Here is a 26,259-nt window from a genome sequence, read left to right as displayed (position 1 = left end):
TGCATCGTGTGGTCAGTACGAGAACGAAGGTAGTGTTACAGGCGATTACAACGACGTTACAGTGAATGACAGTGATCTCAGCCATTACTTCGGAGAATGTCCTGACATTGACATTGAGAAGGCTACCAATGGAGAAGATGCTGATACTGCACCTGGACCTGGAGTAATGGAAGGAGCTGCTGTTACCTGGACCTATGTTGTTACAAACACAGGTAATGTTAATCTTAGCAATATTCAGGTAAGTGACGATATGCTTGGTTCTATTACCAACATCATCGATCATGGTGATGGCGATGCCGTTCTTTCTGTTGGTGAAGTTTGGACACTAGAAGCAACAGGTACTGCATCGTGTGGTCAGTACGAGAACGAAGGTAGTGTAACGGGTGATTACGGTTCCACAACTGTGAATGATAGTGATCTCAGTCACTACTTCGGTGAATGTCCCGACATTGATATTGAGAAGGCTACCAATGGAGAAGATGCTGATACTGCACCAGGTCCATCACTGGACGTTGGTGATGCTGTTACCTGGACCTATGTTGTTACTAACACCGGTAATGTTAATCTTAGCAATATTCAGGTAAGTGACAACATTCTTGGTTCTATTACCACTATCATAGACCAGGGCGATGGCGACGACGTTCTTTCTGTTGGTGAGGTCTGGACACTAGAAGCAACAGGTAGTGCATCATGCGGTGATTATGCCAACATTGGTACGGTAACGGGTGATTACAATGAGATCACAGTGAGCGATGAAGACCCAAGTCATTATAATGTGGTTTGTGCACCAAACATTGATATCGAGAAGTCAACAAATGGTGTTGATGCTGATACAGCACCAGGACCTGTATTGGTCTATGGTTCAAATGTTACCTGGGAATATGTTGTCAGAAATACAGGTAATGTCTATCTGACCAATGTGACTGTCAACGACAATCAGCTTGGTACTATCACTAATATAGTGGACAAAGGAAATGGTGACGACACACTTCTGCCGGGTGAAGTCTGGACCTATCAGGCAACAGGTAGTGCAGAATGTGGTCAGTACGCTAATATCGGAGATGTCATAGGCTACTATGGATCCATTCCTGTAACTGATTCCGATCCAAGTCACTATAATGTGATCTGTGAACCTGACATTGATATTGAGAAATACATCAATGGTGAGGATGCCGACCAGCCGCCCGGAGTTCTGCTTTCAGTAGGCGATGAGATCATCTGGACCTTTGTTGTTGAGAACACCGGCAACATTCCTCTGGAGAACATAGTTGTTGATGATGATAAGCTTGGAATTATCCCGGATTCTGCCATAATTTCAAAGAGCATCAACAATGATGACATTCTGGATCCAGGTGAGGTCTGGACCTATGAACTAAACGACAGTGTAAAGGAATGTGTTCCACAATATAAGAACACTGCAACGGTAACCGGAGAGGCAGAAGGTGAAGAGGTTACGGATAAGGATGTAGCCCATTATTACTGCCAGCCAGTGGTTCCATTGCTGAGTCCGGTAGGAATGCTGATATTCGTTGCATCTCTGGGACTTGTGGGAATATTTTATCTTAGAAGGAGGGAGTAATCCCTCCATTTTTCTTAAAACATATTCTTATTTTACACTTGATTAACAGTAAAATTTATTATTAATATGTATTGTAATTTTTATTAGGTAGTTCAGTCAGGTTTTTATATCTTATCACTAAAAAAAAGCAATTCTTCTTAATCTATTTACTTAGGATAGGTACTAAACTTTGTTTGCTGCATCCCTATATATTGTGGTGACTAAATCATTATTGAGCATATATCCTTATAATAAAGGGGGCGTAAAAGTAATGAACAGATTACATGTAATGCTGGGAGTATTGATTGTTTTGTTCTCTGTCCCAAGTGCCATGGCAATAACCGTGGATGGGCAGCGTGGAGCTGGGGAGTGGGATAATAACTGGGCATATGGCCAGGTTGAAGGTAGCGGATACAGCGCAGTTGGTCCATTTGGAGATAAAATGGTTGTATTCCAGAATGGAAATTGGTATGATAATGATCCTATGAGGGATTCAGGCACAAATTACAGTGAGAATATGGCTACAGTTGGTCCTTTTGAAAGTGGATATGATCTTAATGGATTATATGCCCATTATGACCCTGTAGGTGATGTACTATATGGTATGGCTACAGTATATGGCCTGCCAGGAGATCTAGATGGTGATGGAAGCATCTCTTCTGTAATAGAGAATGGTGATACTCTAGGTCCTGTGACCGGGAAACAAATAAATGGAATAGGTCCAGGCGAACAGTTCAGCATCACTATCACTCAGAACTCAAAGAGTGTACTTATTACAGTTTCTGCAAATGACTGGACAGTTTCTCCTCTTAGCGGATCATTCCCGGGCTTCTCTGAATCAAATGTGGTGGCCGCTAACAGTCAAAGTGGAGTTGCAGTATATGAGATTTCAATAACAGGCCTTAAAGACCAGTTCAATTTGGCTCCAGGTGAAAGTTTCGAAGTCAGAGCACTTGCCGGAGGTAATCTTGATATTCCTGGTGAGGATCAGGCACGCATATACTTCACTATACCTAACCCGGACATCGACCTTGAAAAGGCAACCAATGGTGTAGATGCAGATACTCCTACCGGTCCTGAACTCGGTGTTGGTGATGATGTTACATGGACCTACGTTGTTACTAATGTAGGAGATGTACCACTTGAGAATGTAGTCCTCACAGATGACATGCTTGGAACAGTATCCAATGTCATTTCAAAGAGCATGAACACTGATGACGTACTTGATGTTGGAGAAGTATGGACATATGAAGCAGAAGGAACTGCAGAATGTGGTCAGTATGAAAATGAAGGTACTGTGAATGCAGACTGGCTTGGTATCCCTGTAACGGACAGTGATCCAAGTCACTACATTGTAAGGTGCGAACCGGATATTGATATTGAGAAACATACCAATGGTTATGATGCAGATTACGCACCAGGTCCACAGATCGAAGTAGGTGATACAATAACATGGGAATACTTCGTAACCAACACCGGTAATGTTCCACTCTATGATATTGTTGTTGAAGATGACATGATTGGGGTTATTGGAGATGCCAAGATAGTTTCCAAGAGCATTAACAACGATAATGTACTTGATATAGGTGAAACATGGACCTATGTTGTTACGGATACTCTTGAGGAATGTGTTACGCAGTATGAGAACATTGCTGACGTGACCGGAGAAGATGACACCGGAACCGTAGTAACGGATGAGGATCCGAGTCACTTCCATTGTCAGCCTGTTGTACCTGTACTGACACCTGTAGGTATCCTTACCATGATAGGTATACTTGGAGTCCTTGGAGTTTTCACACTAAGACGTCGTGACTAACTCCACTTTCTTTTTCTTTTTTGTTTTTAGGAGGGGCTATGGTAAAACAAAACAGAAAACCAAAAGGTACCAGGAAATCCAGATCAATAGATAGTGGAAAGACTGGTGATGTTGGTAACAAGAGTCAATTTAAAGTCTTTCTGAAAAGGAACGAAAAAGTTCTCAGATTTATTGGACCTTATTTGTTCTATATAGCACTTTTCACTCTTGTATACATAACCTTTCAGGAAAAATTTGCTTTTCTGAACTTACTGACTGCTGATGCTCTTTCAGTTCTAATGTCATTTTTGGGTATTGAAAGCTCTTCTTATGGTCAGTCTGTTTACATGGACGGGTTTTCTGTAATGATTATAGATGAATGTACGGGAATGTATGAACTACTGGTTTATGCAGGCTGTATACTTGCCTATCCCACAACACTTAAGAAGAAACTACTGGGCTTAGCTCTGGGAATACCTGCAATGCTAGGTGTGAACATGGTGAGACTGATATTCCTATCTTTTGTGGGGATTATATATCCTTCAATGTTCAGTTATGTTCACTATTATCTCTGGCAGATAACGTTTATCTTTCTTATAGTGATGTTTATGCTGCTGTGGATTGAAAAGGTTGTAAAGAATCCGAGTGTTCGATAAAGGGCTCGGAAAGAAACAAAGAGGTGATATGATCCGTGGTATAACCAATTGGTCAGAAATGGATAAGTCATTCTACAAAACGATTATAGAAACACGGAAAAAAGTTCTTATTTGTAATTATTTACATTTGGGTGTGATACTATAAGAAGAAGCAAAACAGCCATAAGTGTTGAAATATTAAGGGCTGCGTTAGAGGGGGCAAAAAAAACACATATAGTGTACCGTGCAAATCTGAATTTCGAAGTTGTGAATAGATACCTTTCTCTTTTACAGGAAAATGGTCTCATTGAACATAAAGGCAATATGTATGTCACGACGGATAAAGGCAAGGAATTTCAGGAAATTGCCAAGGAGCTAGGTTTATGAATTTATCAAAGTTGAATATTCCTGCAGGCAACTATCATAAATATATCTCTGGCTTGGCATCGAATTATTCCAATATTTCAGGGTGTTATTTTCTTAAATTTCAATAGGTTTTTAACCGATAACCCTTATAGTAAAGCAGGATTCCCATGAAAGCAGCTTTCATGGATATATTGCCATAAAAAAGGAGGCCATATTAATGCTGGAGATCAATAATCTAACAGTTGAAATCGGCGGCCGAAGGATATTGAAAGGCGTTGACCTTAATGTTGAAGCCGGTTACACTAACGTTCTTTTCGGGCCAAACGGAGCAGGAAAATCCGCGCTACTCATGACACTGATGGGATTCAGTGGTTATAATGTCGTAGAAGGAGAAATAATCTTCAAAGGAGAGGATATCACCCACATGTCGGTCTATGAAAGAGCGCAGATGGGCATGGGTATCATGACACAGAGACCTCCTAATATGAGCGGAGTTAAACTTTACGATCTTTTAAATGTAATTTCCAAAGATATGAAGGACACTGAAGCTCTTGCTGAGACCATTGATATGGTTCGTTTCTATGACAGGGATGTCAATGTAGGATTCTCAGGAGGAGAGATCAAAAGATCTGAGCTTCTCCAGCTTTCTGCACAGAACCCTGATTTCTTATTGCTTGATGAGCCAGAGTCTGGTGTGGATCTTGTAAGTATCGAACAACTTGGAAAAACTATCAATGGCCTTCTTCAGAAAGACTGCAAATGTGCCGGTGACAGGTGTAAACACGGAAAATCCGCACTTGTGATCACACATACTGGTCAGGTGCTCGATTATATCGAAGCTGACAGGGGTTATATCCTGTGCAACGGAACAGTCATGTGTTCAGGAAACCCACGCGAAATGCTCACTGAAATAAAGGAACAGGGATATGAGGAGTGTATCAAATGCAAGCTGATGAAGATATGAGAAAGAAGGCAGAAGCCGCTCTCAAGAAGAATGCAGCATACGGTGAGGATTTTGACCTTAATGAATATGGGCTTGCATCCGAAGAGGAAGAAAGAGCTGATGATCTCGAAGAGCTGAGTGAAGAAGATCAGAGGACACTTCTGAATGTCGGATTCACACCTTCCGAGGATAACAGGTCCGGCAGCTTCCTGATGCTCAACAATGCTGTGACACATTCGTCACTGCGTGACGATGATGTGGTGGAACTGATGTCCCTCAGGGATGCCATGAAGGTCCATGATTGGGTAAAAGATTATTCATGGAAACTTGTAGAGCCTGATAAGGATAAGTACACTGCAATGAGTTATCTTCAGGATGCAAATGGCTATTTCATCAGAGCACCCGCAGGTAAGAAATCAAAGATGCCTGTGCAGACATGTCTGCTTATCGGTTCCAAACAAGTATCCCAGACCGTTCACAACATTGTAATTGTGGAGGAGGGAGCAGAGCTTGATGTTATTACCGGATGCTCTACAAAGCATGGCATTGAGAAAGGTCTTCATCTTGGAATATCAGAAATGTATGTGAAAAAGGGAGCTACTCTTAATTTCACTATGATTCACAATTGGGGTGAAGAGATAGGTGTCAGGCCAAGAACCGTTGTTCATGTTGAAGAAGGCGGAACATACATCAGCAATTATGTAACCCTGAAACCTGTAAAATCTGTTCAGGCATATCCTACAGTAATTCTTGATGGCAAGGGTGCCTTTGCAAGACTGAATACAATTGCTGTTGCACATCCCGGGTCAGAACTGGACCTTGGAAGCAAAGTAGTATTCAATGCAGAGGACACAAAGGCCGAGCTTATCTCAAGAACAATTACCACAGGCGGTAAAGCTATTGCCCGTGGTGAGATGATCGGTAATGCAAACAATGCAAAAGGTCATCTGGAATGCCACGGACTTGTTCTTGGTGGCGGAATGCAGAGAGCAATTCCTATACTTGAGGCAAATGTTGAGGATATCGAACTGTCACACGAGGCCGCTGTAGGAAGGATTGCACGGGAACAGATCGAGTATCTGATGGCAAGAGGCCTTACAGAAGAGGATGCAGTAGGTATGATCGTCAGAGGTTTCCTGGATGTTGGTATCCAGGGCATTCCTGATGAACTCAAAGCCGATATTGATGCAACTATCGCAAAGATCGGAGAAAATGCTATCTGATCTTATCCTTTTTTATTTTATATTTACGTTTATTTTTATCCAGTTAATCAATTGTTTGAGGAGAATGAATGAATCAAAAATACGCAGCAATATTTCTGGCTCTTTTAATGGTTATGTCAGTTTTTTCATACTTCGTTGTAAGCCTGATGGGTAATTCCAACGATTCAACGGCAAATATTACAGATACTCAAAATGCACCCGGATTTGAAGTTATTAGTGGTACGCATTTTGGTGCCAATATGAACTCCATTTCGGACGGGCTTGCTTTTAGTCCAGAGGGGGTATCAACTGCAGTCTATGTTGATTATTCCAGGACATATGGTACGCCACTTCAGGATTACAATGTAAGTGATCTGTATTATTTCTATAATACACTGGTATACAAAAGCTTTTTTGCTTATAACTCTACTTCCGGCTTTAGATTCCAGGCACATCTGATGAATCCGGAAGTCATCAAGTTCAATTATAGTGTTGCAGGTACCTATAATGGCTACTCATTGCTTTCCAGACCTTCTTTAGGGCTGTACAATATAATAGGAACTCCTACTCTTCTCGGAGGTATGAACTCCCTTGAAAAGGTTATTGATGTAAAGTCAGGTAATGCTCCCGCTTCCAGCGATTTTACCGAGATACTCAGTTATGCTGATATGGACGCTGAATACCAGGCAGTGACATCAACAGACCCTCTTGCAGAACAACATTATTTAGATTTCAAGAATATGGGAGACGGCAATTATTCCAAGACAGAGTTATTCCTCAATCCACTTGATACAACTCTTGATACCATTACATCTTTTAAGAACAATGGTAGTGAAAGAAATATGATGTATAATGTGGATATTGTAGATGACGGCAGAATAGCAAAGGTGGTTGTTACAACCAATGCTTCCAATTTCTATAATCTCTCAATGGAACAATATTATTAATGCGTTCAATTAATAGGATTGAGTCCTCTCGGTCAGTGAAGATAAATATTATCTTCTCTGATCAGACCTTTCTTTTTTTAGTAATTTCTGCCACAAGGTTTATACCTGAACAGGTTATTTAATGACTCCAATTGCTCATTCTGTGAATTCTATAATTTGAATTACAAATAGGAATGCAGTAATTCACAGCCATTACTTTGGCATATAACTTTGTGTCAGTTAACTTATTGATTAACATTGTTACAATCGTAATTGGCCAAATTAGCCGTATTTACGGCACACAATGAATAATGAAAAACCATGAGTATACAGCATGGTTTCGAAGGAGAAAATAATATGGCAGCAAAATTTGACGTTCCAGAAGAACTCGCTAACAAGGCACTCGAGAGTGTAGAACTTGCAAGAGACACAGGCAAATTAAAGAAAGGAATCAATGAAGTGACAAAAGCTATTGAGAGAGGCATCACAAAGCTCGCAGTAATTGCAGAGGATGTCGACCCTGCAGAAGTCATTGCACACATTGCACCTCTCTGTGAAGAGAAGAACACTGCATACATCTATGTTAAGGAGCAGAAAGAGCTCGGTGCAGCCTGTGGAATCGGTGTTGCTTGCTCCGCAGTCGCTATTGTAGACGCTGGCAAGGGTAACGAAATTGTTGAAGACGTTGCACAGAAAGTAAGTGCGCTTAAATAATCCTGATACGTGAGGTATCGTTATGGCAGACGAAGATACAGGCTATGCGGCTGAAGTCATCGATGTTATCGGTAATACCGGTATGCATGGTGAAGCCAGCCAGATCCAGTGCCGCGTACTTGAAGGACGCGACAAGGGCCGTATAATCACCCGTAATTGCGTTGGTCCTGTAAGAATCGGTGACATCTTTATGTTGATCGAGACTTCCAGAGAAGCCAAGAAACTGACTACCAGATGAGGTGACTGATATGGAACAGAGAAAATGTTCATTTTGCGGTGAACTTCTTGAACCAGGTACAGGTAAGCTTTTTGTAAAGAAGGATGGCTCAATATATTATTTCTGCTCATCCAAATGCGAAAGCAACTTCGAGCTTGGAAGATTACCAAGACGTACCGTCTGGACCGAACAGGGCAGAGTATACTTGAAGAAAGCATAATCGGGTGTTCTAAATGGAACAGACATACATTATGATCAAACCGGACGCAGTACAGCGCGGACTTATGGGCGAGATCATTTCAAGAATTGAGAAACGTGGTCTTAAGATCGCAGCCATGAGACTTGGTGTAATGAGTGAAGAAAGTGCAAAGGAGCACTACAAGGAACATGTTGAAAGACCTTTCTTTGCTTCACTTATAGAGTATGTAACATCAGGACCATCTGTCTCACTGGTTGTTGAAGGTAAGAATGCTATTGCAATCATGCGTGCAGTGAATGGTGCAACAAATCCTGTTGAAGCACTTCCTGGTACTATCAGGGGAGACTTCGCAGTTGAGACCGGCAGAAATGTCGTTCATGCATCAGATTCAACAGAATCCGCAAAGCGTGAGATAGCTATCCACTTCAAGGATTCAGAGATAGTTGATTATACCAAGATCGATGAGGTCTGTCTCTACGAGTAAAAAGGTTAGGGTTAGGATGTTTGCTTGTTGCAAATATCCTGAAATATTCTTTCCTTAAATTCATTTCCAACTATCCGGATAATCTTTGAAGGGGTTTGCACATGGCTGTAAATGAAAATCTACGTACACCAATAGTTTCTGTAATGGGACATGTCGATCACGGCAAGACAACCTTACTTGACAGGATCAGGGGAAGCGCTGTTGCTGATGGGGAAGCAGGTGCTATTACCCAGCATATAGGTGCAACTGAGGTTCCCATAGAGAATATTGTAAACAAATGTGGTGATCCTTCACTAAAAGACAAGTTCATAGTACCGGGTCTTCTTTTCATTGACACTCCCGGGCATCATGCATTCACATCTCTAAGAAGCAGAGGTGGTGCTCTTGCAGATCTTGCTATTGTTATTGTTGATGTCAATGAAGGCTTCATGCCACAGACAATAGAGAGTCTCCACATTCTTAAAAGGTTCAAGACTCCTTTTGTGGTTGTTGCAAATAAGATAGACAGGATTCACGGCTGGGAAGCCAATAAGAACCTTCCATTCCTTGCTACTTATAATAAGCAGAGTGAACGTGTAAAGTCCGATCTTGATAACAAGCTCTATGAAGTTATCGGAGAGCTTTACAATATCGGTTTTAACTCTGAGAGGTATGACAGGGTAAATGATTTCCAGCGCAATATCGGTGTTATCCCAATAAGTGCAGCAACAGGCGAAGGTATTCCTGATGTGCTTATGATACTTCTCGGACTTGCCCAGAGATTCCTTGAGGGTAACCTGCATTATGATGCAAAAGCTCCGGGAATAGGTACTGTCCTTGAGGTGAAGGAAGAAAAGGGCCTTGGAACCACTCTTGACATAATTCTTTATGATGGTACTATCAAAAAAGGCGATACTATTGTTGTTGGAAGTCTGGGTAATCCTATTCAGACAAAGATAAGGGCTTTACTCAAACCGCGTCCTCTCTCTGAGATCAAGGCCGAGGAAAAGTTCCAGCAGGTCTCTGAAGTCACAGCAGCAGTTGGTGTCAAGATATCCGCGCCTAACCTTGAGGGTTCTCTTGCAGGTTCTCCAGTGAGGGTTGTAAGTCCGGATACCATTGATGCTATCACAGAAGAGATCAAGAGCGAGATCGAAGATGTCCAGATAGATACTGATACTATAGGTGTTACTATCAAAGCAGATACCATCGGTTCCCTTGAAGCACTTGTGAATGAGCTGAAGAAAGAGAAGATTCCAATAAGAAAGGCAGATGTAGGCGATGTCAGTAACAGGGACATCGTTGAAGTAACTGCAATTGAGGATCCGTTCTTCTCAGTGATCGTAGGGTTCAATGTGAAGATCCTTCCTGATGCAAAGGAGAAACTCCAGTCCACAGAAGTAAAACTTTTCTTGAACGATGTCATATATCGTTTAATAGATGATTACAAGGACTGGGTAAAGAAACAGAAGGAACTGGCTGAGAAAGAGATATCCGATACTATCACAAAACCCGGAAGATTCTATATCATGCCTGACTGTACATTCCGCCAGAGCAAACCTGCTGTTGTAGGTGTTAAGATCATTGGCGGTGTTGTAAGGACCGGTGTAGATATTACCAACACAGAAGGAGAAGTTGTTGGTAAGGTAAAAGGCCTTCAGGTGCGCGGGGAAAATGTCTCCGAAGCAAAAATTGGCATGGAAGTTGCAATGGCCATTGAAGGACCGACGGTCGGCAGGCAGATCAAGGAAGAGGATACACTCTTTGTGAACGTCCCTGAAAGACACGCAAAGAAAATGGAACATGAAATTTACGACTCAATGACGGCAGATGAATTAGAAGCACTTGATGCATTCCTTGCAATAAAAAGAAGGGGCAATCCTTTCTGGGCAAAGTAAAAAAGATGGGATGCACAATTCATTTAGAAAGATCACAACAAACACAGGAAAATAAAACCATAAGGAGGAAAATATATGGCAGATTTTAAAGTAGTGGTTGCAGACCCTAAGACAAAGTCATACCAGTTTGATGTCACAGGCGCTGAAGCCAACAAATTCATTGGAAAATCAATAGGAGAAACAGTTGACGGAACACTCGTCGGTCTTCCAGGTTACACACTGAAGATCACCGGTGGAAGCGATAAGAGTGGAATGGTCATGAGACCAGATCTTCCAGGACCAAGAAGACAGAAGGTCCTAGTTGCAAACGGAACCGGATACTCTCCTGTATCAAAGGGCGTACGCCGCAGAAAGATGATGCGCGGAAAGGAAGTTGCACCTGACATCGTCCAGATCAACACCATTGTTTCAGAATACGGTGAAAAGACCATCGAGAAGATCCTAGGCGGCGACGAAGAGCCAGCTGAGGAAGTTGAAGCAGCAGCAGAAGAGTGAGTTTCTCACTCTCTGATTATTTTTTATTTATTCTTTAATTTAGTATATTGGGATTTTCCAAAGCCCACATCTACAATTCTATTCCTGGCAACCATCAATGCAAGGAATTTTTTAGCCCCTTCTACGTTTAGCCCTGTTATCTTGGTAACTTCAGTTTCGTTAAAAGGCTCTTCCCTATCCATCAGAGACTGGATCTCTGATTCTATAGTTTTATAAGTATCAAGATTGTGCCAGATCTTTATTTTGTCAGCATTGAATACGGATTCATTATAAATTATTTTATTTGATCCAAGGTCATATAGATAGAGAACAAGTCTTGGATGAAGATATTTTTCAGCCCATTTCTGGATATCTGTGTTCCATTTCGAGTTCACAAGACACAGGCTTTTATACTGGCCAGCAGGAACTGTATTTGCTTCTTTCTGAACAAATTCCATGATAGTTCTAAGGTCGTCAAATGGTTTCCAGTAAGTTTCGAACAGGATAACATTAAGTACAATTTTGCGAACCACTGTTCCGGAGATATATTTATCTGATATCTCTACTTTCCATTTTTTCTCTCCTATGTAGTCTCCGTCAAATGAGACTTCCGGCTGATGATTTGAATATTTATTTTCCAGAATATTCATGTAATTGTAAAGTTTTGAAAGTATCTCTGTATCAATCTCTTCTTTCACGTTGTCCCTTTGTTCGATTTCGGGTATTTTTTGATTTACAGGTGATCTTGAGATTGTGGGTTCTGCTTTAGTTGCATTTCCTGAACTGCCATAAGTCAGGCTGATACTGCCATGTTCCGTTTTCTTTGATTCTCTTTTCTCTGGAACATTTTTATCGCGAAGCATCACACGTTCTGCGCTGGAAGCTTCCATCTGTTTTAATCTGAATTCATTTAGTATGTCCTTATCAACAATTATACGATCATTAAATTCCTTTTTGAAATTCCCGACCATATTGTCCAGTGAAAAAATATCAATGCTATCGGACTTTATTGTTGATGCGAAAATATCATTCATTTTAGCAGATTCTGCTAAAAGCGCATCTTCGATTCTGTAGAACTCCTCCAGAGTACCTTTCTCTCCTGCAAAACTATCAAGGTCCTTATTTTTGATATCTGCAAGTAGCTGGGACACGGATGTTCTGATATTTCGCAACTGGAAATTCAGGTCAGTCTCCTTTTTAAGATATGTTTTCTGAATGAGTTTTTCGATGGAGCTATATACATCGTTCAGGTTCCTGATGATCTCCTGCCTGTCCAGTTTCTCCAGTTCTTTTGGATCTTTTAATCCATTCATCCAATCCTTCCAGCATCTTTTGGTTTCATGAGTAAAGGTATATGATTGCTGATTGAAATGAAAATAATCCAGATTAGCAATCAGTGTTTTAATGTCAATTAATACGGTATTATTTTTCAGCAAGTTCTGAGAAAACGTCTTCTTCTCCTGTTTTCCTGACAGCTGTCTTTGCTTCAATGTACCAGCTCACAATAGATGGCTTGCGTTTTTGTAAGACCGTTTCAAAGTCCTGCAATCTTATTTTTCTTGGGTCCCCACCTCTTAAGGCTTCTCCAAGTGGAATATCAGCAGCTTCTTTACAAATAGCTGCAAGGTCAGCTCCGGAATAAGAATCAGTGATCTCTGCAAGATATGAAATGTCAAGATCAGCATCTATTGGACGTTTTTTCAGATGTATCTGAAGTATGGCTTTTCTTGCTTCAAGGTCGGGTTCAGGAACAAATACAAGTTTGCTGAAACGTCCCGGACGTCTCAGGGCAGGATCGATTGCCCATGGTTCATTGGTTGCTGCAAGAACTAGCAGGTCATCGGAAGCTGTATCCACGCCATCCATCTGGGCCAGCAATTCGTTAACAACCCTTTTTGCGTAATCCTCACTTTCGCTCCTTCTACTAGCGATAGAATCTATCTCGTCAAAAAATATTATAGACCTTTTTCCCTGACGCGCTATATCAAATATCTGTTTGATATTCTTTTCAGATGCTCCCACCCATTTACTGACAATGGTACTGGTCTTAACACTGATAAACTCCGCACCACACTCCTTAGCGGCTGCTTTTGCCATCATGGTCTTGCCACATCCCGGAGGACCATAAAGCAAAATCCCCTCGCCTGCTTTCTGGCCATACATCTGATAGAGTTCCTTGTGGGTAAATGGATAAATTATTGCCTTTCGTATCTCTTCTTTAACATCTTCAAGGCCGCCAATGTCTGAAAATCCGATGTTAGGTATTTCCTTAAGGAAAACATCATCCTTTGATATAGAAGATCCGTCATTGTTCACTGAACTTCTGTTTCCTTCCAGAGTTCCTCCTGAAGATACCGCAGTTGAGCTTTTTAATGCCTGTGCTCTGGCAAAAAGATGTTCTGCAAGGTCACGCTGGGTATTTTTGTCCATATCATCCCTGGACAACATAGAAGCATCGTTATACAGCTTTGCAGCTTTCAGATATAATTCCCGGGCTCTTTCAGATTCTCCTCTGTCTTCCAGTTCCCTGGCAGCTTTTGCATACCCACGGGCCTGGGCAGCTAAGGTTACGGCTGAGTTCAAACAGGCACCTCTGGTTCAGAACCTGATATTTTCAAAGAAAGAATACCGTTATTCGGTATTTGCCATCTCTGATTCTATCTTCTTTGAAAGTTCATCCTTTGCAGGCTGTTCACTTGAAAGTTCAGCAAGCAATTCCGACCGAAGTGAATCCTGCATCTCACTGAGCTCATTGCCGCCACTCATGGCAGCATCCATGGACGCTGTCATCATACTTGTTGCAGTGTTAACTTTTTCCATTGATGTTCTGATATTGGTCACGGCACCTTCAAGCTTAGAAGTATCAAATCCAAGTTGTTTCTGCCATTTGCCAAGATCATTACCAATCTCTACAACTTCCTTGAGCCCTGTCTGCATTTCTATAACATCGGTCATGGACTGTGCCATTTCCACCATGCTGCTAATGGTATTGACCTGACCTTCAACGAGTGAATATCTTCTGGATGCAACCCTGAACTCCCTGTCATTCCCTTTTGCAAGGGCATCCTTTGCCTGTTCCCTTGATTGCTGTTGCTTTTTTAGAAGTTCTTTTTCACGTGTTGATAGCCTCTGCTCTGAAATGGTCAATTTAGTCTTAAGCTCTTCAGGTGATATTTTCTTAAATGGATTTGTTAATCCCACTTACAATTCCTCCTCCATTTTCTTCTGCTTTGCGTATCTGATACAAAGTTTCATAGCTTCTGATCTATTGATCGCTATTCCCATTTCTACCAATGTATCCAGATATACTTTACTATCTTCTGATATTCTTGCGCTTACAGGATAAGAATTAGCCATAGTTTACCAACTTGGCACATTGTATGCCTATGTATACAATGGAAAACAATATATATAATATTTACTCAATATCTAAACTAGATATACTAATCAAAAATTTATTCAGCATGCCTAATACAATAGGGTGGTTAGATCATGGCATTTAAGTGGAAAAAAGAAACAGATGACATAGCCAGAGTGGTTCCAAAAAAGCAGGTTGGGGGTTTTTTCAGAAAAGCAGTGATACTCTCCCCCAATGAAAAGGCAGCCATGGTAAAGAATGGTGTAGTGGACGAGATAGTAGACAGTGGCAAATTGCAGGTTGGAGGTTTGCTAAAACCCGGCAATATCGGAAAGGATGTTGATGTTGCCCTGATGGACACATCTCCTAAGGATCTTCAGTGGACAGAAAATGATCTCTGGACCAGGGATAACCAGAAAGTTTCCTGCAATGGTCTTCTCAGGTTCAGGATACAGGAACCAAAACGTTTTTTCCAGATGCTTTATGCCTATGCCACAGTTGATAAAAAAGGTATAAGGGCACTTTCAATACAGGACATATACACACGTCTTGAAAGTGAGGTGATCACACTTGTCCTTGAGCCGGAAGTAAGGCACGAAGACATTGAGGATCTTTATGGTAATAGGGATCTTCGCCTTAACATTGAGAATGAACTCGAAATGCGCCTGCGTTCCACATTGTCAATGTGGGGTCTGGAAATGTTAAAATATACAGTGCAGTGGGATCTTGGTTCCTATGGCGAGGTCATGCAGGCGACCAATGATTTCCAGACACGGGAAGAACTTGCAGAGCTTGATACCCTTGCAGTTGAAGGCGAATTTGAACGCAGAGGCAGGGAGGAAGTTGCAGATCTTCGTGCGGAACAGGCAACTATTGCTACTGAAAAAGATTTCCATAGAAACCAGAGGCTGAAAGATGTTAATTCTGATCTTGAAATCGATAGGTTGCAGCATGAAGCTGACATGCAGGAAGCGCAGGATGCCATACGCCTTAAAGAGGAATTAAAAGTTTCAAAATCCAGAGGTATGAGAGCAGAACTTGAAGTCGAGCAGGACATGAAAGACCGCGAACATGGAAGGGATATGGAATACCTGAAACATATAACCGAAGCCGGTGGTTCTGATGTTGCAAAGACTGTATCAGAGGGCAGGGAATATGGTCGCATGTCTCCTGAGCAGTTGGAAGCACTGGCAAAGGTCAAACACAGTGAAGCTCTGGCAAAGGATGACAAGGTTAATTTCATGATGCAGGTAGAGGACAGGGAAAGATCGGATTCATATCGAAGGCAGGAGCTTGATGCTTCTATGATGGGGGCTGCACAGGGTAAAACGTCCCACACAGTAAAGAAGTGTCCTGGCTGTGGATCAACAGTTCCTTCGGAAGCAAGTTTTTGCAGTCAGTGTGGAAAGAAGTTAACTGATATCTGATGAATCAGTTTAACTTATTCTATTTTCTTTATATGCGAAATTTAAATAGCATTTGAAATAAACCATAAAACGGGATTAATCACAAGGTAGGTTGGAATGTGGTACGGAATTCTCTCAGAAATATCTTTATGCTGATCTTGCTTTGCAGCATACTTGTTCTCAGTATTGGAGTTACTTCAGCACCTAATGATCAATTGATATTTGCCGAAGGTGAAATAGTCGAGGTTCAGGATGGTTACTACCTGAGTATAATCGATGTTGACACTTATGGTGGGACTGTGAGGATAGTAGTGTCATATTATGATGCACTGATCCAGGATCAGTATTATTCAAAAGGCGATTATTTCAGTTACAGCGATGATTTCCTTACTCTTCAATTCAGAATTGACGATATCTATTATGATTCATTCTACAATTATGATTACATCAAAATTTCAGATGTTTACCTGTATCCTGACTATACTATTAGTTATGATTATACCGATGTGAGTACCACTGGTTATCAAGATTATACTGACTATTCAAATTCTGATCCTTCCAGTTACGATCCTTCCGGTTATGATTACTCCGGCACATCAGATGAAGAGGCATTTAATGAGATGATTGGGACTCTGATTGTTGTTTTTGTAGCTGTTCTGATACTTCGAAAAATATCAAAAAAAGGGAAGAAGAATAAAAAGAAAAAGCATTCAGCTAATGGAATAGACCAGGTATCAGGATCTTCAGGCAAGTCACAGGATAAAATGTCTGATTCTCAAAGAGCAGTTGATGCAGTTAAGAGCAGTGCTTCTGTTGCTTCAGTTTCAAAATCTCAACAAAAGAAACCTGTTGTTGTCAAATCAGCTGTCCAGTACAAAGGTGCGAATATTATTTACAAAATAAAGGTAGAAAACACATCCGATGAGCCCATGGGTGATATTACTATCAGTCTTTTTGTTCCGGAAGTATTTCATATAAAAGATAGCCGGAAGAACATCTCAATGTTGCAGCCCGGTGAAGGTAAAACAGCGACTTTTATCATAAGACCTACAGGAGAATGTGGTGAATGCATACTTTCCGGTAATATCAGGTATTATGATTATAGTATCAAAAAACATGTTCAGGTAGACCTGAGTAATAAAATGGTGAATATTGTCTGCCCTGTGCTAAAAGTAACAGAGATAGATGAGAACAACTGGAGACTTAATGTTAGCTCGATGATCATTGCAGAGGAGGATACCAAAGACCTGGAAATTCCGGCTGAGAATCTCTTTGATATTGCAACCCGTATACTGAAAGATCTTAATATGTACATGATAACTCCGGAAGTAACTTCAACACAGCAACTCTTCACCGGTGTTGCAAGATTCTATGCACAAGGTGTTGCCGGCATGAAATATGCAGCTTATATTGAAGTTGTAGGTAAACGTAAATCCAGGCTAATCGTCAAGGCCTGGGCTGAAAAAGAAGAAGCACTTACAGGTTTTTATCATAAGATCCTTGAGGAGATCGAAAAAAGGACTGATATCAAGCTCTTTGTTGATGACTCAGTGACACAGTACAATATAAACAGTACCACAATTCAGGACAGTGTTATTCAACGTTCAAATATTGGAACTGGTAAAAGGAGATGCCCTCAATGTGGACGTGAGGCAGGAGATAATGAAAGATTCTGTCTGAAGTGTGGTCAGAAACTCGATTGAAATCAAGATATTTTCACACTACTTTGTGTGTTCCAAGGTCAAAAGGGTCCTGCTGGCAGATCATTTCATTCACTTCAAAAGAAAAGTTCAGGTTTCCAAAATCTATCTTTCCGGGATTTACCGGTTTTATAACAAGGGAAGTAAAACCTGATGAATGTGGTTGTATTTCTGCAATGCACACATTTGGTTCATGGCATTCTACAAAAGATGAGAAACAGCTATTGAAGCACACATTGTGTAGAACATCATCGGATCTGTTGTCTACATATATGCCAATAGAATTTCCAACTTCGCTGTACAATGATTCTGGTATTTTGATCCTGACATTGACTTCAGGGGTCTGGACATAATGTTTCCCAAATTGTTCAGATCCTATTTTACAATTGTTGCCTCCAATTTTGAAAAATATCTCAAAACTTCCAAGATCGATCTCTCCCCCTTTACCCGGTGTTATCAAGTACTCGGTATTGAATATCGATCCCGGTGCCAGGTTTTTTGTTTCGGAAAAAGCAGTATCATAATTCAGGTGTTCAGGGAACGAACATTTTACATGCAATTCCACAAGCTCAATGTTTGATTTATTAATCATTTTAAATGAGATCCTGGTCTGGTGTCCGAATCTGAGCTGATCATTGATATCAATGTTTAGTGGAAGGTAAGTGTGGCTTATCTTTATGTTCTCAAAAAAGAAGGGTGGCTTCTGATGTTTATGCCTGTCAACTTCAAAGTACAGATCATAATAACCCATGGAAAGGCTTCCTGCTATCAGAGGTACAAATGAAATATTCGCACAGATCGATGACCCGGGTTCAAGCGAACCGAGACAAAGAACTGGTTTGCTGCAGAGTACCGTTGCAGGAAAAACTGCTCTAAGCCATATGTTTTCAATGTGCTTTCCAGTGGGATTATTTACTCTGAGATAAAGCGGATTCTTAAATCCCAGCTCAACAGTATCTGCAAATCTATAATCGACATTAACAGAATCAACGACCTGTATTTCTCTAACTCTTCGTCTTTCGATTCCTATTTTCTTTTCATACATCCAGAAAACATATAGTGGCACGTATAGAAGGATCACATACATTGGTGCACTTGCAATGTATATGGGGTCAGGCCTGCTGGTGACTGAAAGTATGCGGGTCACGATAAAGAACGTAGTAAGCATGACCCAGAGAAACACATAGAACTGAAAAAAGATTCCAGTTCTTCCACCTGCTTCATTTTGAAGTGTATAGGTGAGGGATCTTACAATGTCGTTCAGAGGTTCCAGTTTCAGTTGAACCACCTTTTTTACATTAATGGCAAGTATCTTATGAAGTAGTGCTTATAAATATATTAGTGAGTCTATAGCTCTTATACATTTTGCATTGACTTATTAAAATCTCATAAATGATGTATCTTTATTAACCGACATATATAAATAATATAATATGGAATTAGCATTCCTAACTAAAGGGCTGTTGTGTCTACTGATATTATATTTCGAATAAATTAGAAATGTCCTGAATAGGAGGCAATTTATGAGACTGGAACTTATGGAGAAGAGATCAAGATTTGATGATTTTGAAAAGGAGTATCGTGACTCCAAAGCATACCTTCACAGGGCAAAATTATTCCTGGAACAAGGACAGGATCATAGTGTTGTTTTCAATGTAGCTTCACTGGCTCTTGAGCGTTATCTTGTAGCACTTTGCTATCTTCATGACATGGAACCTTACAACCACAATTACACCTGTCTGATGGACACGGTTGAGATGTTCATGAAAGTACCGGAAGAACTCAATAAGGAAATCAGGTCGCTGGACAAGATCTTCGACATATGTACTCTTGATGACTATTTCCATGGAGATCCGGAAGTTTCAGATATGGAGCGTATTCTGGTAATGTGCGAAGAGGTCGAGGGACTTTTTGATCAGAAAAAAATTCAGTCATTCAAAGAATCGTTACTTTACGATAGTGATGTTGGAGAGTAGTTCCATCATTCATTGATATTGGGTTATTATCTGGAATAACAGATCATGGATAATTATTTATAGTAGACATACCAAGGAAGTAGCGTTATGTTATGTCATACATAACACTCCGAACATTGCTACTTTGAATGATGTTGTGTCCGAAAGGGCATAACATACATTCAGACTAAATTTCAAGGAGAGGATTGGATGGTTAATAAAAAACATGTTATAGTATTCTCATTATTGATTTCCTGTGTTCTGTTCCTGGGATGTATTGATTCTACCAGTAATTCCATAGTTACTCAGGATGCAGCGATTTCAGATTCTGGCAGTTTAGATGAACAGACCAGTGAAGCTCCACTCCTGGTTTACTGCGGTGCTGGAATGCGAAAGCCAATGGACGAGATTGGGGTTCTGTTCGAAGAGGAATATGGTATTCCTGTTCAGTACAACTATGCCGGTTCCAACACACTATTAACTCAGATGGAGCTCACAGGTGAAGGGGATGTCTACATGCCAGGTGCAACCTACTACTTTGAAGTAGCATCAGAAAAAGGATTTGTCGATAATTTCAGCAAGGTCGCATATCATGTACCTGTGATCATCACTCCACTGGATAACCCGGCAAATATCGATAGTCTTGATGACCTTGCAAACGATGATGTCAGTGTTGTACTTGGAGATCCGCAAGCAGCAGCTATCGGTGTGCTCTGTGATAAGATGCTGACCAAGAAAGGAATCTACGATCAGGTCGAAGCGAACGTTGTTGCAAAAGGTGCAACAGTCAATGAACTTGTCACCTACATCTCACTTGGTCAGGCGGATGCTTCTATTGTATGGGAAGACCTGGTCAGAAATAATGACAAGGTAAATGTGATAGAGATCGCAGAGGATGATAATATCATAAAGATAGTTCCAATAGCAACTTTAACAACATCTGAAAACCCGGAAATTGCTTCTGAATTTGTAGATTTCGTGGTTTCGGATGAAGGTCGAAGTGTCTTTGAGGAATATGGATTCACACTTTATCCTGATGAGAAGTATGCCTATTTAGAGGCTTAAATAAGCTCTGATGGAATAACTTGAAAAAAGGTAAAAACGAAGCAGGTGTATTTAATGCAAAGAAACGGATTCAAGTATGCAAATCTCTTTCTGATGCTCCTGCTTACTCTTTTTATATTCACTCTTATACTTGAGATAATCACTCACACAGATCCGGTCAGTCTTATCACAAACATAATTTCCCCTGAGATACAATTCGCAATCCGTCTCAGCCTGCTGACATCTGTGATATCAACGTTTATGTGTATATTGATAGCCATTCCTGTTTCATATTCACTTGCAAGGTATGATTTTCATGGAAAGGCGATCATCAACACAGTTCTCGATCTTCCAATGGCATTACCACCAATTGTTGCAGGACTTGGCTTGCTTCTGATATTCGGTACAACCGGTGTTGGAAGTTTTCTGGCAGATGCAGGGCTTAAGTTTGTCTTCACAGTTCCCGGGATAATCATGGCGCAGTTCGCAGTTAATATTTCTCTGATGCTAAGAATTATGCGCTCAACCTTTGAAGGCATAAATCCAAGGTACGAGCATGTGGCACAAACACTTGGATGTACACCGTTTCAGGCATTTATCAGAACAACGCTTCCTCTTTCAAAGAATGGGATGATCGCCGGTTCGGTCATAACATGGTCAAGAGGGATTGGAGAGTTTGGTGCAGTGCTTATGCTTGCGGGAGCTACGAGGATGAAGACTGAGACATTGCCCATAGCACTTTACTTGAATATGTCTTCCGGTGAACTTGATCTTGCAATTGCGGCTGCAACAATCCTTATACTGATCTCAGGGATCACACTTTATCTATTCGAACGCAAGGGAGGTGTTGCAAAACTCTATTAGGTTGTATAATTTCTTAGATTCTTTACATTCGGGTTTTGCAAAAAAGCTATGATAGAAGTGAGTGATATTTCAAAGACACTTGGTGACTTTGAACTGGAACGTATAAACCTCTCTGTAAATGAGGGTGAATATTTCTGTATACTGGGACCGACCGGTTCAGGTAAGACGATACTGCTGGAAATGATAGCAGGTATCTATAATCCTGACATTGGTTCCATATTGATCAATAATTTTGATGTAAGCTCCCTGCTTCCAAAAGACCGGCATATCAGTATGGTCTATCAGGATTTCATGCTTTTCCCGAACATGAATGTCAGGGAGAATATTGGTTTTGGACTGAAGTATACTGATCTGAAACTCGATAAGGTTTCAATCAATTCAAAGATCGAAGAAACCGCAGAGATGCTTGGAATATCTAATTTGCTTGACAGGCACCCGTCAACACTTAGCGGTGGAGAGAAACAGAGAACTGCAATAGCAAGAGCGATAATTACCGAACCAGCATTACTTTTGCTGGATGAACCGCTTTCAGCTCTTGATTCAGGAACAAAGGGCAGACTCCGACAGGAACTCCTGCGGATACACCAGTTAAAGAAAACAACTACTATCCATGTAACTCACAGTTTTGAAGAGGCTTTCACCCTTGCAGATCGCATAGCCATCATGCATGGTGGTAAGATTCATCAGGTTGGAACGCCTGATGAGGTTTTCAGGAAGCCGAATTCTAAATTCGTTGCTGATTTTGTAGGTGTTGAGAACCTGTTCCATGGAACTTCAGTTATCTTTAATGACCTGTCTGAGATTAAAGTAAACGGACACACCATTATTTCCAGCACACGGAGGGAAGGAGATGTGGTTATTTCCATAAGGCCGGAGGACATCCTCCTATCAAAGGACCCGATAGATTCCAGTGCCAGAAACTCATTTACTGGTGTTGTTTCTGATGTTATTCGGATGAAGTCAACTGTTAAGCTGGTAATTGATACCGGAATTCCTTTCAGGGTCGTTCTTACAAAAAGGGCTTATGATGATATGGGACTTTCATGTGGTTCTGAAGTGTATCTGACCTTCAAAGCTTCAGCTACTCATCTTATATGCTGATCTTCGTTTAGGTTAAAATGAAATAAAGAAAAAAGTTAAAGTTACTTAAAGTAACTTCTTTCCGGCATCAGGACCGCTCTTGCACTCAAAGACATCTGTGATCTTCATTTTAACGAGGTATCTTGCAGGGAAGCGGTCGCTCTTTGCTTTCACCATCTTGCGCATTTCGTCATATTCCTCTCCGCGGTCAATGATCTTCACAGTACCTTTGATCTGGAAGCAACCGTTGATCTCAGGTCCCCATACATAGATTGCACATTTTGGATTTGCCCTGAGGTTTTCCATTGTCTTGAGGAAGAAGTTGTCCACGATCCAGATTGTCTCATCATCTTCCTGAAGGAAACACATCCCAATAGGAATTACATTTGGAACACCGTCTTTTGATGCGGTTGCCAGTGGGAAGATCTTCATCTTTGCAAATTCTTCTTTCATTGCATCTGTTAATTTTACCATTGTCTTACCTCTGCATTTCAAAATAAAAAGTACAGTAATCTATTCGCTAATCAAGCTTAAGCTTTTTCATTAGTGCTTCTTTAATTGTGGGATAAAAAGAGCTGTAAGGAGCAAGAGAATATGGGCTTATAGAGAGGAGCACACTCATACGGATGAAAGACAGGATATTGATAAAATTAAGAAGAAGATATTGAGTATTTCTTATTCTGAATGGAAGGAAATGGGTTTTTCTAAGGGGACAACTGCAGGCGACAGACAGAGACATGAAAGGACAGACACAAAGGACAAAGCAACAGACTTTGGAGACCACAAAGAGACAATAAAAATGATATAGGAAAGCAATGACGATAATATTTCTGTTGTTCACTACCACTTCTGTCTAAAGTTTTTTAATTTTGCAATTTTTCCACAATAACATGATTCTCAATTTCACCAAGAAACTTGCTTTCCGAGTCGATTTGGCTGTAAATTATTAGATTTTCCATTGCTCTGGTTATTGCCACGTAGAAAAGTCTTCTTTCCTCTTCCTCTGTATCTTTTTTTCTTCCTTTGGTAGCAAGCTCGAAAATATCAGGATTATCTTTTTCACTGGGAAAACCATATAGTCCCTCTACAACATTGAGCAAAAATACAACTCTTGCTTGTAAGCCTTTACTTGCATGAACAGACATAAAACGAATTTTATTCCATGATTTCTTTTCAAAAGAAATCGGCACGTTACAGGCGGAAGCATATTCATGTAGCTTGTTTTTCAATTTAGGATTATTGGCTATCCTTGATAGAATCATGATATCCTGTGGATTATACCCATTTTGCAGGTAAGTATCTATGGTACTTATACAATGTTGGGCAACTTGTGTATAGTAATTATTCACAAATTTGGTATTGTGGATTGAAATGTATACTCTAATAGGTTCCAGAGTATTATTATGGGCTAATGCATCCTTTGCAATCTGGACATTTCCATTATGCCGGATTATTTCTGCTCCGGTGTCAACTATTGATTTGCAGCTTCTGTAGTTCACAGTAAGATGCGTTACAGCAGGATGATCAAAATATTGAGCGAACTGAACAAAAAAATCGAGGTTTGAACCGGAGAATCCCATTATACTCTGCCAGTCATCCCCGACACAAAACAGTTTACAACCATCATTTTTATCCATCAGTGATTTGATTAGTTCATATCTTTGCTGACTAATATCTTGATATTCATCAACAAGAATATGGTCAAAACAATTTTTATATAGGTATTCTTTTTGCTTGAGTTTTCTGACTGCAAGATTTATCATATCAGAGAAATCGATTTTGTTTTCAGACCGCAGTTTGTTTTCATAACTTAAGTAAATCTTAAGAGCTACATTAGCAAATTCGGTTTGTTTCAGAGACCAAGGTTCATTTTTAATTCTCTGCTCTATTTCATCTGGAGTTAAATTGTATGTTTTAGCTATATTTATGAACATACCAATATTAGTAGGAAGACTTCTAACGGAAACTACACATTCGTTCCATACTCGATTCACAAGTTTTTCATATGAAATCTGTGTAAACTCAAAAGTTTTCCCCGGATTTTTTTTCTTTAATGCAATTAATATCCTGTCTTCCAAAATTTCAATGAAATTATTTTGTTTAAAGTCTTTATGAGTGGTTTCTACAAGTACATATTTATCTTGCTCTGCAAATTTCTTCTTTTTTTGTTCCATACCATTTTTGTAGACTTCAGTAGGATTCTTTCCTTTAAACCATTCAGGAACCTTTCCATACTTATCTAGAGCCCAATGTTCAAGATATATATCATAATCCGGAAAGAAAAAATCAGGTCCTGGAGCGCGAGTTTCTCCGTCTTCCTTCTTATATACCATCCATTCTGCAGGAGTTTCATAAAGAACTTTTACTCTTTTTTCATTCAAATCATGGGTTACAAAAAAGTTGAGTATCTCTCTTTCAGCTTCACTTTTAACTATGGTACCATCTAAGGCAGTATAAGTTAAATTTCGCATATACTCATAATACGTCTCTTTATCTTCAAAATCATATTTTGACTTGCAGATTTCACTATCTCCATACGCTTTCATGTAGTTAATAATATCATTTTGAAACTTATTGTCCTTTATTTTTTCATTAAAAACTGAAAGAACAAGCCGTTGCTGTTCAGTCTCATCAACAATCTGAAGAGTATCAATATCTGAATTCCTGTTTGCTTCCTTCAGAATCTCTAAACCTAATGAGTGAAATGTTTTAATCTTGACATCAAAACCAAATCTGGAATCTAGTCTCTCATGCACTTCCCTTGCAGCTTTATTCTGATAAGCGAGAACAAGAATCCTTTTTGAGTCAATTGTATCTGGTTTGCGTTCTATTAGATATGCTGCCCTCGTAATCAAAACTTCAGTTTTACCTGATCCCGCTCCTGCAACTACTAAGTTATGAGTATCATCAGTAACAACTGCAACCTTTTGATATTTATCTAATGGGAAAGGAGATTTCTTAAACAAGTAGTCATACTCTAATATTCTTTTTTCAACAAAAGCAGTATTGTCATATGTTTGAAAATTATTTTTCAGTTCTGTGATTATGTAAATTGATTTACTAATGAAGTTGTTGAAGTCACTTGAGAATAGTGCTTTATTTTTGCTAATAAATTGAAGTTCTTCCAGACATAGATTACATTTTGCGATAGTTGAGGATTTCTTATGGTAAGTAAAATAAGTGTCATTAATATTATTGTAGATATCAGTTAGTTCTGTGATTAGGGCTTTATTCTCTTTTTCAACTTCATGAATAAAAGTTTCTTTCAATTTCAATAAGTCATTCTTTTTTTGTTTTGCACTCTTAACTAAGAATATACCGATAATTAAAGGGATTAATATGATACCTACAAGTATCAGATAATCCTGCTGTTTAATCTCTGATATTAAAGATTTGAGCTGCTTCGTTTTTTCGTATGACATTATACCTTCCAAAAAAAGATATTAGAAGTACTAACTTATA

27 protein-coding genes are annotated in these 26,259 nt (G+C 40.0%); 20 read left to right on the top strand and 7 right to left on the bottom strand.

Translation table 11 applies throughout. From position 1 onward, the window contains the following. The 13 genes from BLP52_RS09275 to BLP52_RS09215 all read left to right on the top strand — a co-directional run. A partial coding sequence (locus BLP52_RS09275) for a DUF11 domain-containing protein (protein WP_238380773.1) occupies positions 1–1,579 on the top strand: 1,579 nt, incomplete at its 5' end. 250 nt (positions 1,580–1,829) lie between these two features. After that, positions 1,830–3,374, top strand: coding sequence for a DUF7507 domain-containing protein (locus tag BLP52_RS09270; RefSeq protein WP_154717832.1), 1,545 nt, complete (start codon positions 1,830–1,832; stop codon positions 3,372–3,374). A 38-nt stretch (positions 3,375–3,412) separates the two neighbouring features. Next, the gene (gene artB / locus BLP52_RS09265; protein WP_091710195.1) at positions 3,413–4,009 is read left to right on the top strand and encodes an archaeosortase B; all 597 of its coding nucleotides are present in this window, start codon (positions 3,413–3,415) and stop codon (positions 4,007–4,009) included. Between the two features lie 141 nt (positions 4,010–4,150). Beyond that, positions 4,151–4,375, top strand: a complete 225-nt coding sequence (locus BLP52_RS09260; protein WP_091710194.1) for an Sso10a family chromatin protein — start codon at positions 4,151–4,153, stop codon at positions 4,373–4,375. Positions 4,376–4,571: 196 nt separating this feature from the next. Next, positions 4,572–5,318 carry an ABC transporter ATP-binding protein gene (locus BLP52_RS09255; protein ID WP_091710193.1) on the top strand — a complete coding sequence of 249 codons (747 nt, stop codon included), beginning with the start codon at positions 4,572–4,574 and terminating at the stop codon, positions 5,316–5,318. Then, positions 5,297–6,520, top strand: a complete 1,224-nt coding sequence (locus BLP52_RS09250; protein ID WP_091710192.1) for a SufB/SufD family protein — start codon at positions 5,297–5,299, stop codon at positions 6,518–6,520. The genes BLP52_RS09255 and BLP52_RS09250 overlap by 22 nt, the downstream gene beginning before the upstream one ends. 68 nt (positions 6,521–6,588) lie before the next feature. Beyond that, positions 6,589–7,446, top strand: coding sequence for a hypothetical protein (locus tag BLP52_RS09245; RefSeq protein ID WP_091710191.1), 858 nt, complete (start codon positions 6,589–6,591; stop codon positions 7,444–7,446). 336 nt (positions 7,447–7,782) lie between these two features. Next, positions 7,783–8,139, top strand: coding sequence for a 50S ribosomal protein L7Ae (gene rpl7ae / locus BLP52_RS09240; protein ID WP_091710214.1), 357 nt, complete (start codon positions 7,783–7,785; stop codon positions 8,137–8,139). Positions 8,140–8,161: 22 nt separating this feature from the next. Further along, positions 8,162–8,377 carry a 30S ribosomal protein S28e gene (locus tag BLP52_RS09235; protein WP_091710190.1) on the top strand — a complete coding sequence of 72 codons (216 nt, stop codon included), beginning with the start codon at positions 8,162–8,164 and terminating at the stop codon, positions 8,375–8,377. Positions 8,378–8,387: 10 nt separating this feature from the next. Next, a complete protein-coding gene (locus BLP52_RS09230; protein WP_091710189.1) occupies positions 8,388–8,576 on the top strand; it encodes a 50S ribosomal protein L24e in 189 nt (62 codons plus the stop codon). A gap of 13 nt (positions 8,577–8,589) precedes the next feature. Next, positions 8,590–9,039, top strand: coding sequence for a nucleoside-diphosphate kinase (gene ndk / locus BLP52_RS09225; RefSeq protein WP_091710188.1), 450 nt, complete (start codon positions 8,590–8,592; stop codon positions 9,037–9,039). Positions 9,040–9,140: 101 nt separating this feature from the next. Then, positions 9,141–10,916 (top strand): translation initiation factor IF-2, encoded by a 1,776-nt coding sequence (infB, locus tag BLP52_RS09220; protein ID WP_091710187.1) that lies wholly within the window; start codon positions 9,141–9,143, stop codon positions 10,914–10,916. A 75-nt stretch (positions 10,917–10,991) separates the two neighbouring features. After that, positions 10,992–11,411 (top strand): 30S ribosomal protein S6e, encoded by a 420-nt coding sequence (locus tag BLP52_RS09215; protein ID WP_091710186.1) that lies wholly within the window; start codon positions 10,992–10,994, stop codon positions 11,409–11,411. A 23-nt stretch (positions 11,412–11,434) separates the two neighbouring features. Here the strand turns inward: BLP52_RS09215 and BLP52_RS09210 are convergent, their stop codons facing one another. From BLP52_RS09210 to BLP52_RS14400, 4 genes are all read right to left on the bottom strand, one after another. Beyond that, positions 11,435–12,703 carry a hypothetical protein gene (locus BLP52_RS09210; RefSeq protein ID WP_154717831.1) on the bottom strand — a complete coding sequence of 423 codons (1,269 nt, stop codon included), beginning with the start codon at positions 12,701–12,703 and terminating at the stop codon, positions 11,435–11,437. A gap of 109 nt (positions 12,704–12,812) precedes the next feature. Then, positions 12,813–13,973, bottom strand: coding sequence for an ATP-binding protein (locus BLP52_RS09205; protein WP_091710184.1), 1,161 nt, complete (start codon positions 13,971–13,973; stop codon positions 12,813–12,815). Between the two features lie 48 nt (positions 13,974–14,021). After that, positions 14,022–14,591 (bottom strand): hypothetical protein, encoded by a 570-nt coding sequence (locus tag BLP52_RS09200; protein ID WP_091710183.1) that lies wholly within the window; start codon positions 14,589–14,591, stop codon positions 14,022–14,024. Next, positions 14,592–14,747 (bottom strand): hypothetical protein, encoded by a 156-nt coding sequence (locus tag BLP52_RS14400; protein ID WP_154717830.1) that lies wholly within the window; start codon positions 14,745–14,747, stop codon positions 14,592–14,594. It abuts the gene before it with no gap. Positions 14,748–14,882: 135 nt separating this feature from the next. On the opposite strand from BLP52_RS14400, the gene BLP52_RS09195 reads away from it, so the two are divergent. Both BLP52_RS09195 and BLP52_RS09190 read left to right on the top strand, forming a co-directional pair. After that, positions 14,883–16,175 carry an SPFH domain-containing protein gene (locus tag BLP52_RS09195; protein WP_091710182.1) on the top strand — a complete coding sequence of 431 codons (1,293 nt, stop codon included), beginning with the start codon at positions 14,883–14,885 and terminating at the stop codon, positions 16,173–16,175. A 98-nt stretch (positions 16,176–16,273) separates the two neighbouring features. Then, positions 16,274–17,857 (top strand): zinc ribbon domain-containing protein, encoded by a 1,584-nt coding sequence (locus BLP52_RS09190; RefSeq protein WP_154717829.1) that lies wholly within the window; start codon positions 16,274–16,276, stop codon positions 17,855–17,857. Positions 17,858–17,870: 13 nt separating this feature from the next. Here the strand turns inward: BLP52_RS09190 and BLP52_RS09185 are convergent, their stop codons facing one another. Next, positions 17,871–19,142 (bottom strand): hypothetical protein, encoded by a 1,272-nt coding sequence (locus BLP52_RS09185; protein WP_091710180.1) that lies wholly within the window; start codon positions 19,140–19,142, stop codon positions 17,871–17,873. Between the two features lie 235 nt (positions 19,143–19,377). On the opposite strand from BLP52_RS09185, the gene BLP52_RS09180 reads away from it, so the two are divergent. The 4 genes from BLP52_RS09180 (at position 19,378) to BLP52_RS09165 (ending at position 22,818) form a co-directional block, all read left to right on the top strand. Continuing rightward, the gene (locus BLP52_RS09180; RefSeq protein ID WP_202905758.1) at positions 19,378–19,830 is read left to right on the top strand and encodes a HEPN domain-containing protein; all 453 of its coding nucleotides are present in this window, start codon (positions 19,378–19,380) and stop codon (positions 19,828–19,830) included. Positions 19,831–20,019: 189 nt separating this feature from the next. Beyond that, a complete protein-coding gene (modA, locus tag BLP52_RS09175) occupies positions 20,020–20,874 on the top strand; it encodes a molybdate ABC transporter substrate-binding protein (RefSeq protein ID WP_091710179.1) in 855 nt (284 codons plus the stop codon). A gap of 54 nt (positions 20,875–20,928) precedes the next feature. Beyond that, positions 20,929–21,717, top strand: a complete 789-nt coding sequence (locus BLP52_RS09170; protein WP_091710178.1) for an ABC transporter permease — start codon at positions 20,929–20,931, stop codon at positions 21,715–21,717. A gap of 48 nt (positions 21,718–21,765) precedes the next feature. Continuing rightward, positions 21,766–22,818 carry an ABC transporter ATP-binding protein gene (locus tag BLP52_RS09165; protein WP_091710177.1) on the top strand — a complete coding sequence of 351 codons (1,053 nt, stop codon included), beginning with the start codon at positions 21,766–21,768 and terminating at the stop codon, positions 22,816–22,818. 45 nt (positions 22,819–22,863) lie between these two features. Here the strand turns inward: BLP52_RS09165 and BLP52_RS09160 are convergent, their stop codons facing one another. Beyond that, positions 22,864–23,271: a pyridoxamine 5'-phosphate oxidase family protein gene (locus BLP52_RS09160; protein ID WP_091710176.1), complete on the bottom strand. Its 408-nt coding sequence runs from the start codon at positions 23,269–23,271 to the stop codon at positions 22,864–22,866. Between the two features lie 190 nt (positions 23,272–23,461). On the opposite strand from BLP52_RS09160, the gene BLP52_RS14590 reads away from it, so the two are divergent. Continuing rightward, entirely contained in the window at positions 23,462–23,605 is a 144-nt protein-coding gene (locus BLP52_RS14590; protein ID WP_202905757.1) for a hypothetical protein, read from the top strand. Between the two features lie 55 nt (positions 23,606–23,660). On the opposite strand, the gene BLP52_RS09155 is transcribed toward BLP52_RS14590, so the two are convergent. Continuing rightward, positions 23,661–26,219 (bottom strand): UvrD-helicase domain-containing protein, encoded by a 2,559-nt coding sequence (locus BLP52_RS09155; RefSeq protein WP_091710175.1) that lies wholly within the window; start codon positions 26,217–26,219, stop codon positions 23,661–23,663. Positions 26,220–26,259: the final 40 nt, after the last annotated feature.

It is taken from the genome of Methanolobus vulcani (assembly GCF_900100715.1).
Taxonomy (GTDB): Archaea; Halobacteriota; Methanosarcinia; order Methanosarcinales; family Methanosarcinaceae; genus Methanolobus; species Methanolobus vulcani.
The sequence above is the reverse complement of the archived record's forward strand: the minus strand, read 5'-3'. Positions and strand labels throughout refer to the sequence as shown.

Bases quoted from the DNA above. Each gene is read 5' to 3' on its own strand.
- BLP52_RS09215 (WP_091710186.1), top strand. From the start codon at position 10,992: ATGGCAGATTTTAAAGTAGTGGTTGCAGACCCTAAGACAAAGTCATAC.
- infB (WP_091710187.1), top strand. From the start codon at position 9,141: ATGGCTGTAAATGAAAATCTACGTACACCAATAGTTTCTGTAATGGGA.
- modA (WP_091710179.1), top strand. From the start codon at position 20,020: ATGGTTAATAAAAAACATGTTATAGTATTCTCATTATTGATTTCCTGT.
- BLP52_RS09255 (WP_091710193.1), top strand. From the start codon at position 4,572: ATGCTGGAGATCAATAATCTAACAGTTGAAATCGGCGGCCGAAGGATA.
- BLP52_RS14400 (WP_154717830.1), bottom strand. From the start codon at position 14,747: ATGGCTAATTCTTATCCTGTAAGCGCAAGAATATCAGAAGATAGTAAA.
- BLP52_RS09195 (WP_091710182.1), top strand. From the start codon at position 14,883: ATGGCATTTAAGTGGAAAAAAGAAACAGATGACATAGCCAGAGTGGTT.
- ndk (WP_091710188.1), top strand. From the start codon at position 8,590: ATGGAACAGACATACATTATGATCAAACCGGACGCAGTACAGCGCGGA.
- BLP52_RS09210 (WP_154717831.1), bottom strand. From the start codon at position 12,703: ATGAATGGATTAAAAGATCCAAAAGAACTGGAGAAACTGGACAGGCAG.
- BLP52_RS09250 (WP_091710192.1), top strand. From the start codon at position 5,297: ATGCAAGCTGATGAAGATATGAGAAAGAAGGCAGAAGCCGCTCTCAAG.
- artB (WP_091710195.1), top strand. From the start codon at position 3,413: ATGGTAAAACAAAACAGAAAACCAAAAGGTACCAGGAAATCCAGATCA.
- BLP52_RS09270 (WP_154717832.1), top strand. From the start codon at position 1,830: ATGAACAGATTACATGTAATGCTGGGAGTATTGATTGTTTTGTTCTCT.
- BLP52_RS09245 (WP_091710191.1), top strand. From the start codon at position 6,589: ATGAATCAAAAATACGCAGCAATATTTCTGGCTCTTTTAATGGTTATG.
- rpl7ae (WP_091710214.1), top strand. From the start codon at position 7,783: ATGGCAGCAAAATTTGACGTTCCAGAAGAACTCGCTAACAAGGCACTC.
- BLP52_RS09160 (WP_091710176.1), bottom strand. From the start codon at position 23,271: ATGGTAAAATTAACAGATGCAATGAAAGAAGAATTTGCAAAGATGAAG.
- BLP52_RS09180 (WP_202905758.1), top strand. From the start codon at position 19,378: ATGAGACTGGAACTTATGGAGAAGAGATCAAGATTTGATGATTTTGAA.
- BLP52_RS09165 (WP_091710177.1), top strand. From the start codon at position 21,766: ATGATAGAAGTGAGTGATATTTCAAAGACACTTGGTGACTTTGAACTG.
- BLP52_RS09155 (WP_091710175.1), bottom strand. From the start codon at position 26,219: ATGTCATACGAAAAAACGAAGCAGCTCAAATCTTTAATATCAGAGATT.
- BLP52_RS09230 (WP_091710189.1), top strand. From the start codon at position 8,388: ATGGAACAGAGAAAATGTTCATTTTGCGGTGAACTTCTTGAACCAGGT.
- BLP52_RS09235 (WP_091710190.1), top strand. From the start codon at position 8,162: ATGGCAGACGAAGATACAGGCTATGCGGCTGAAGTCATCGATGTTATC.
- BLP52_RS09170 (WP_091710178.1), top strand. From the start codon at position 20,929: ATGCAAAGAAACGGATTCAAGTATGCAAATCTCTTTCTGATGCTCCTG.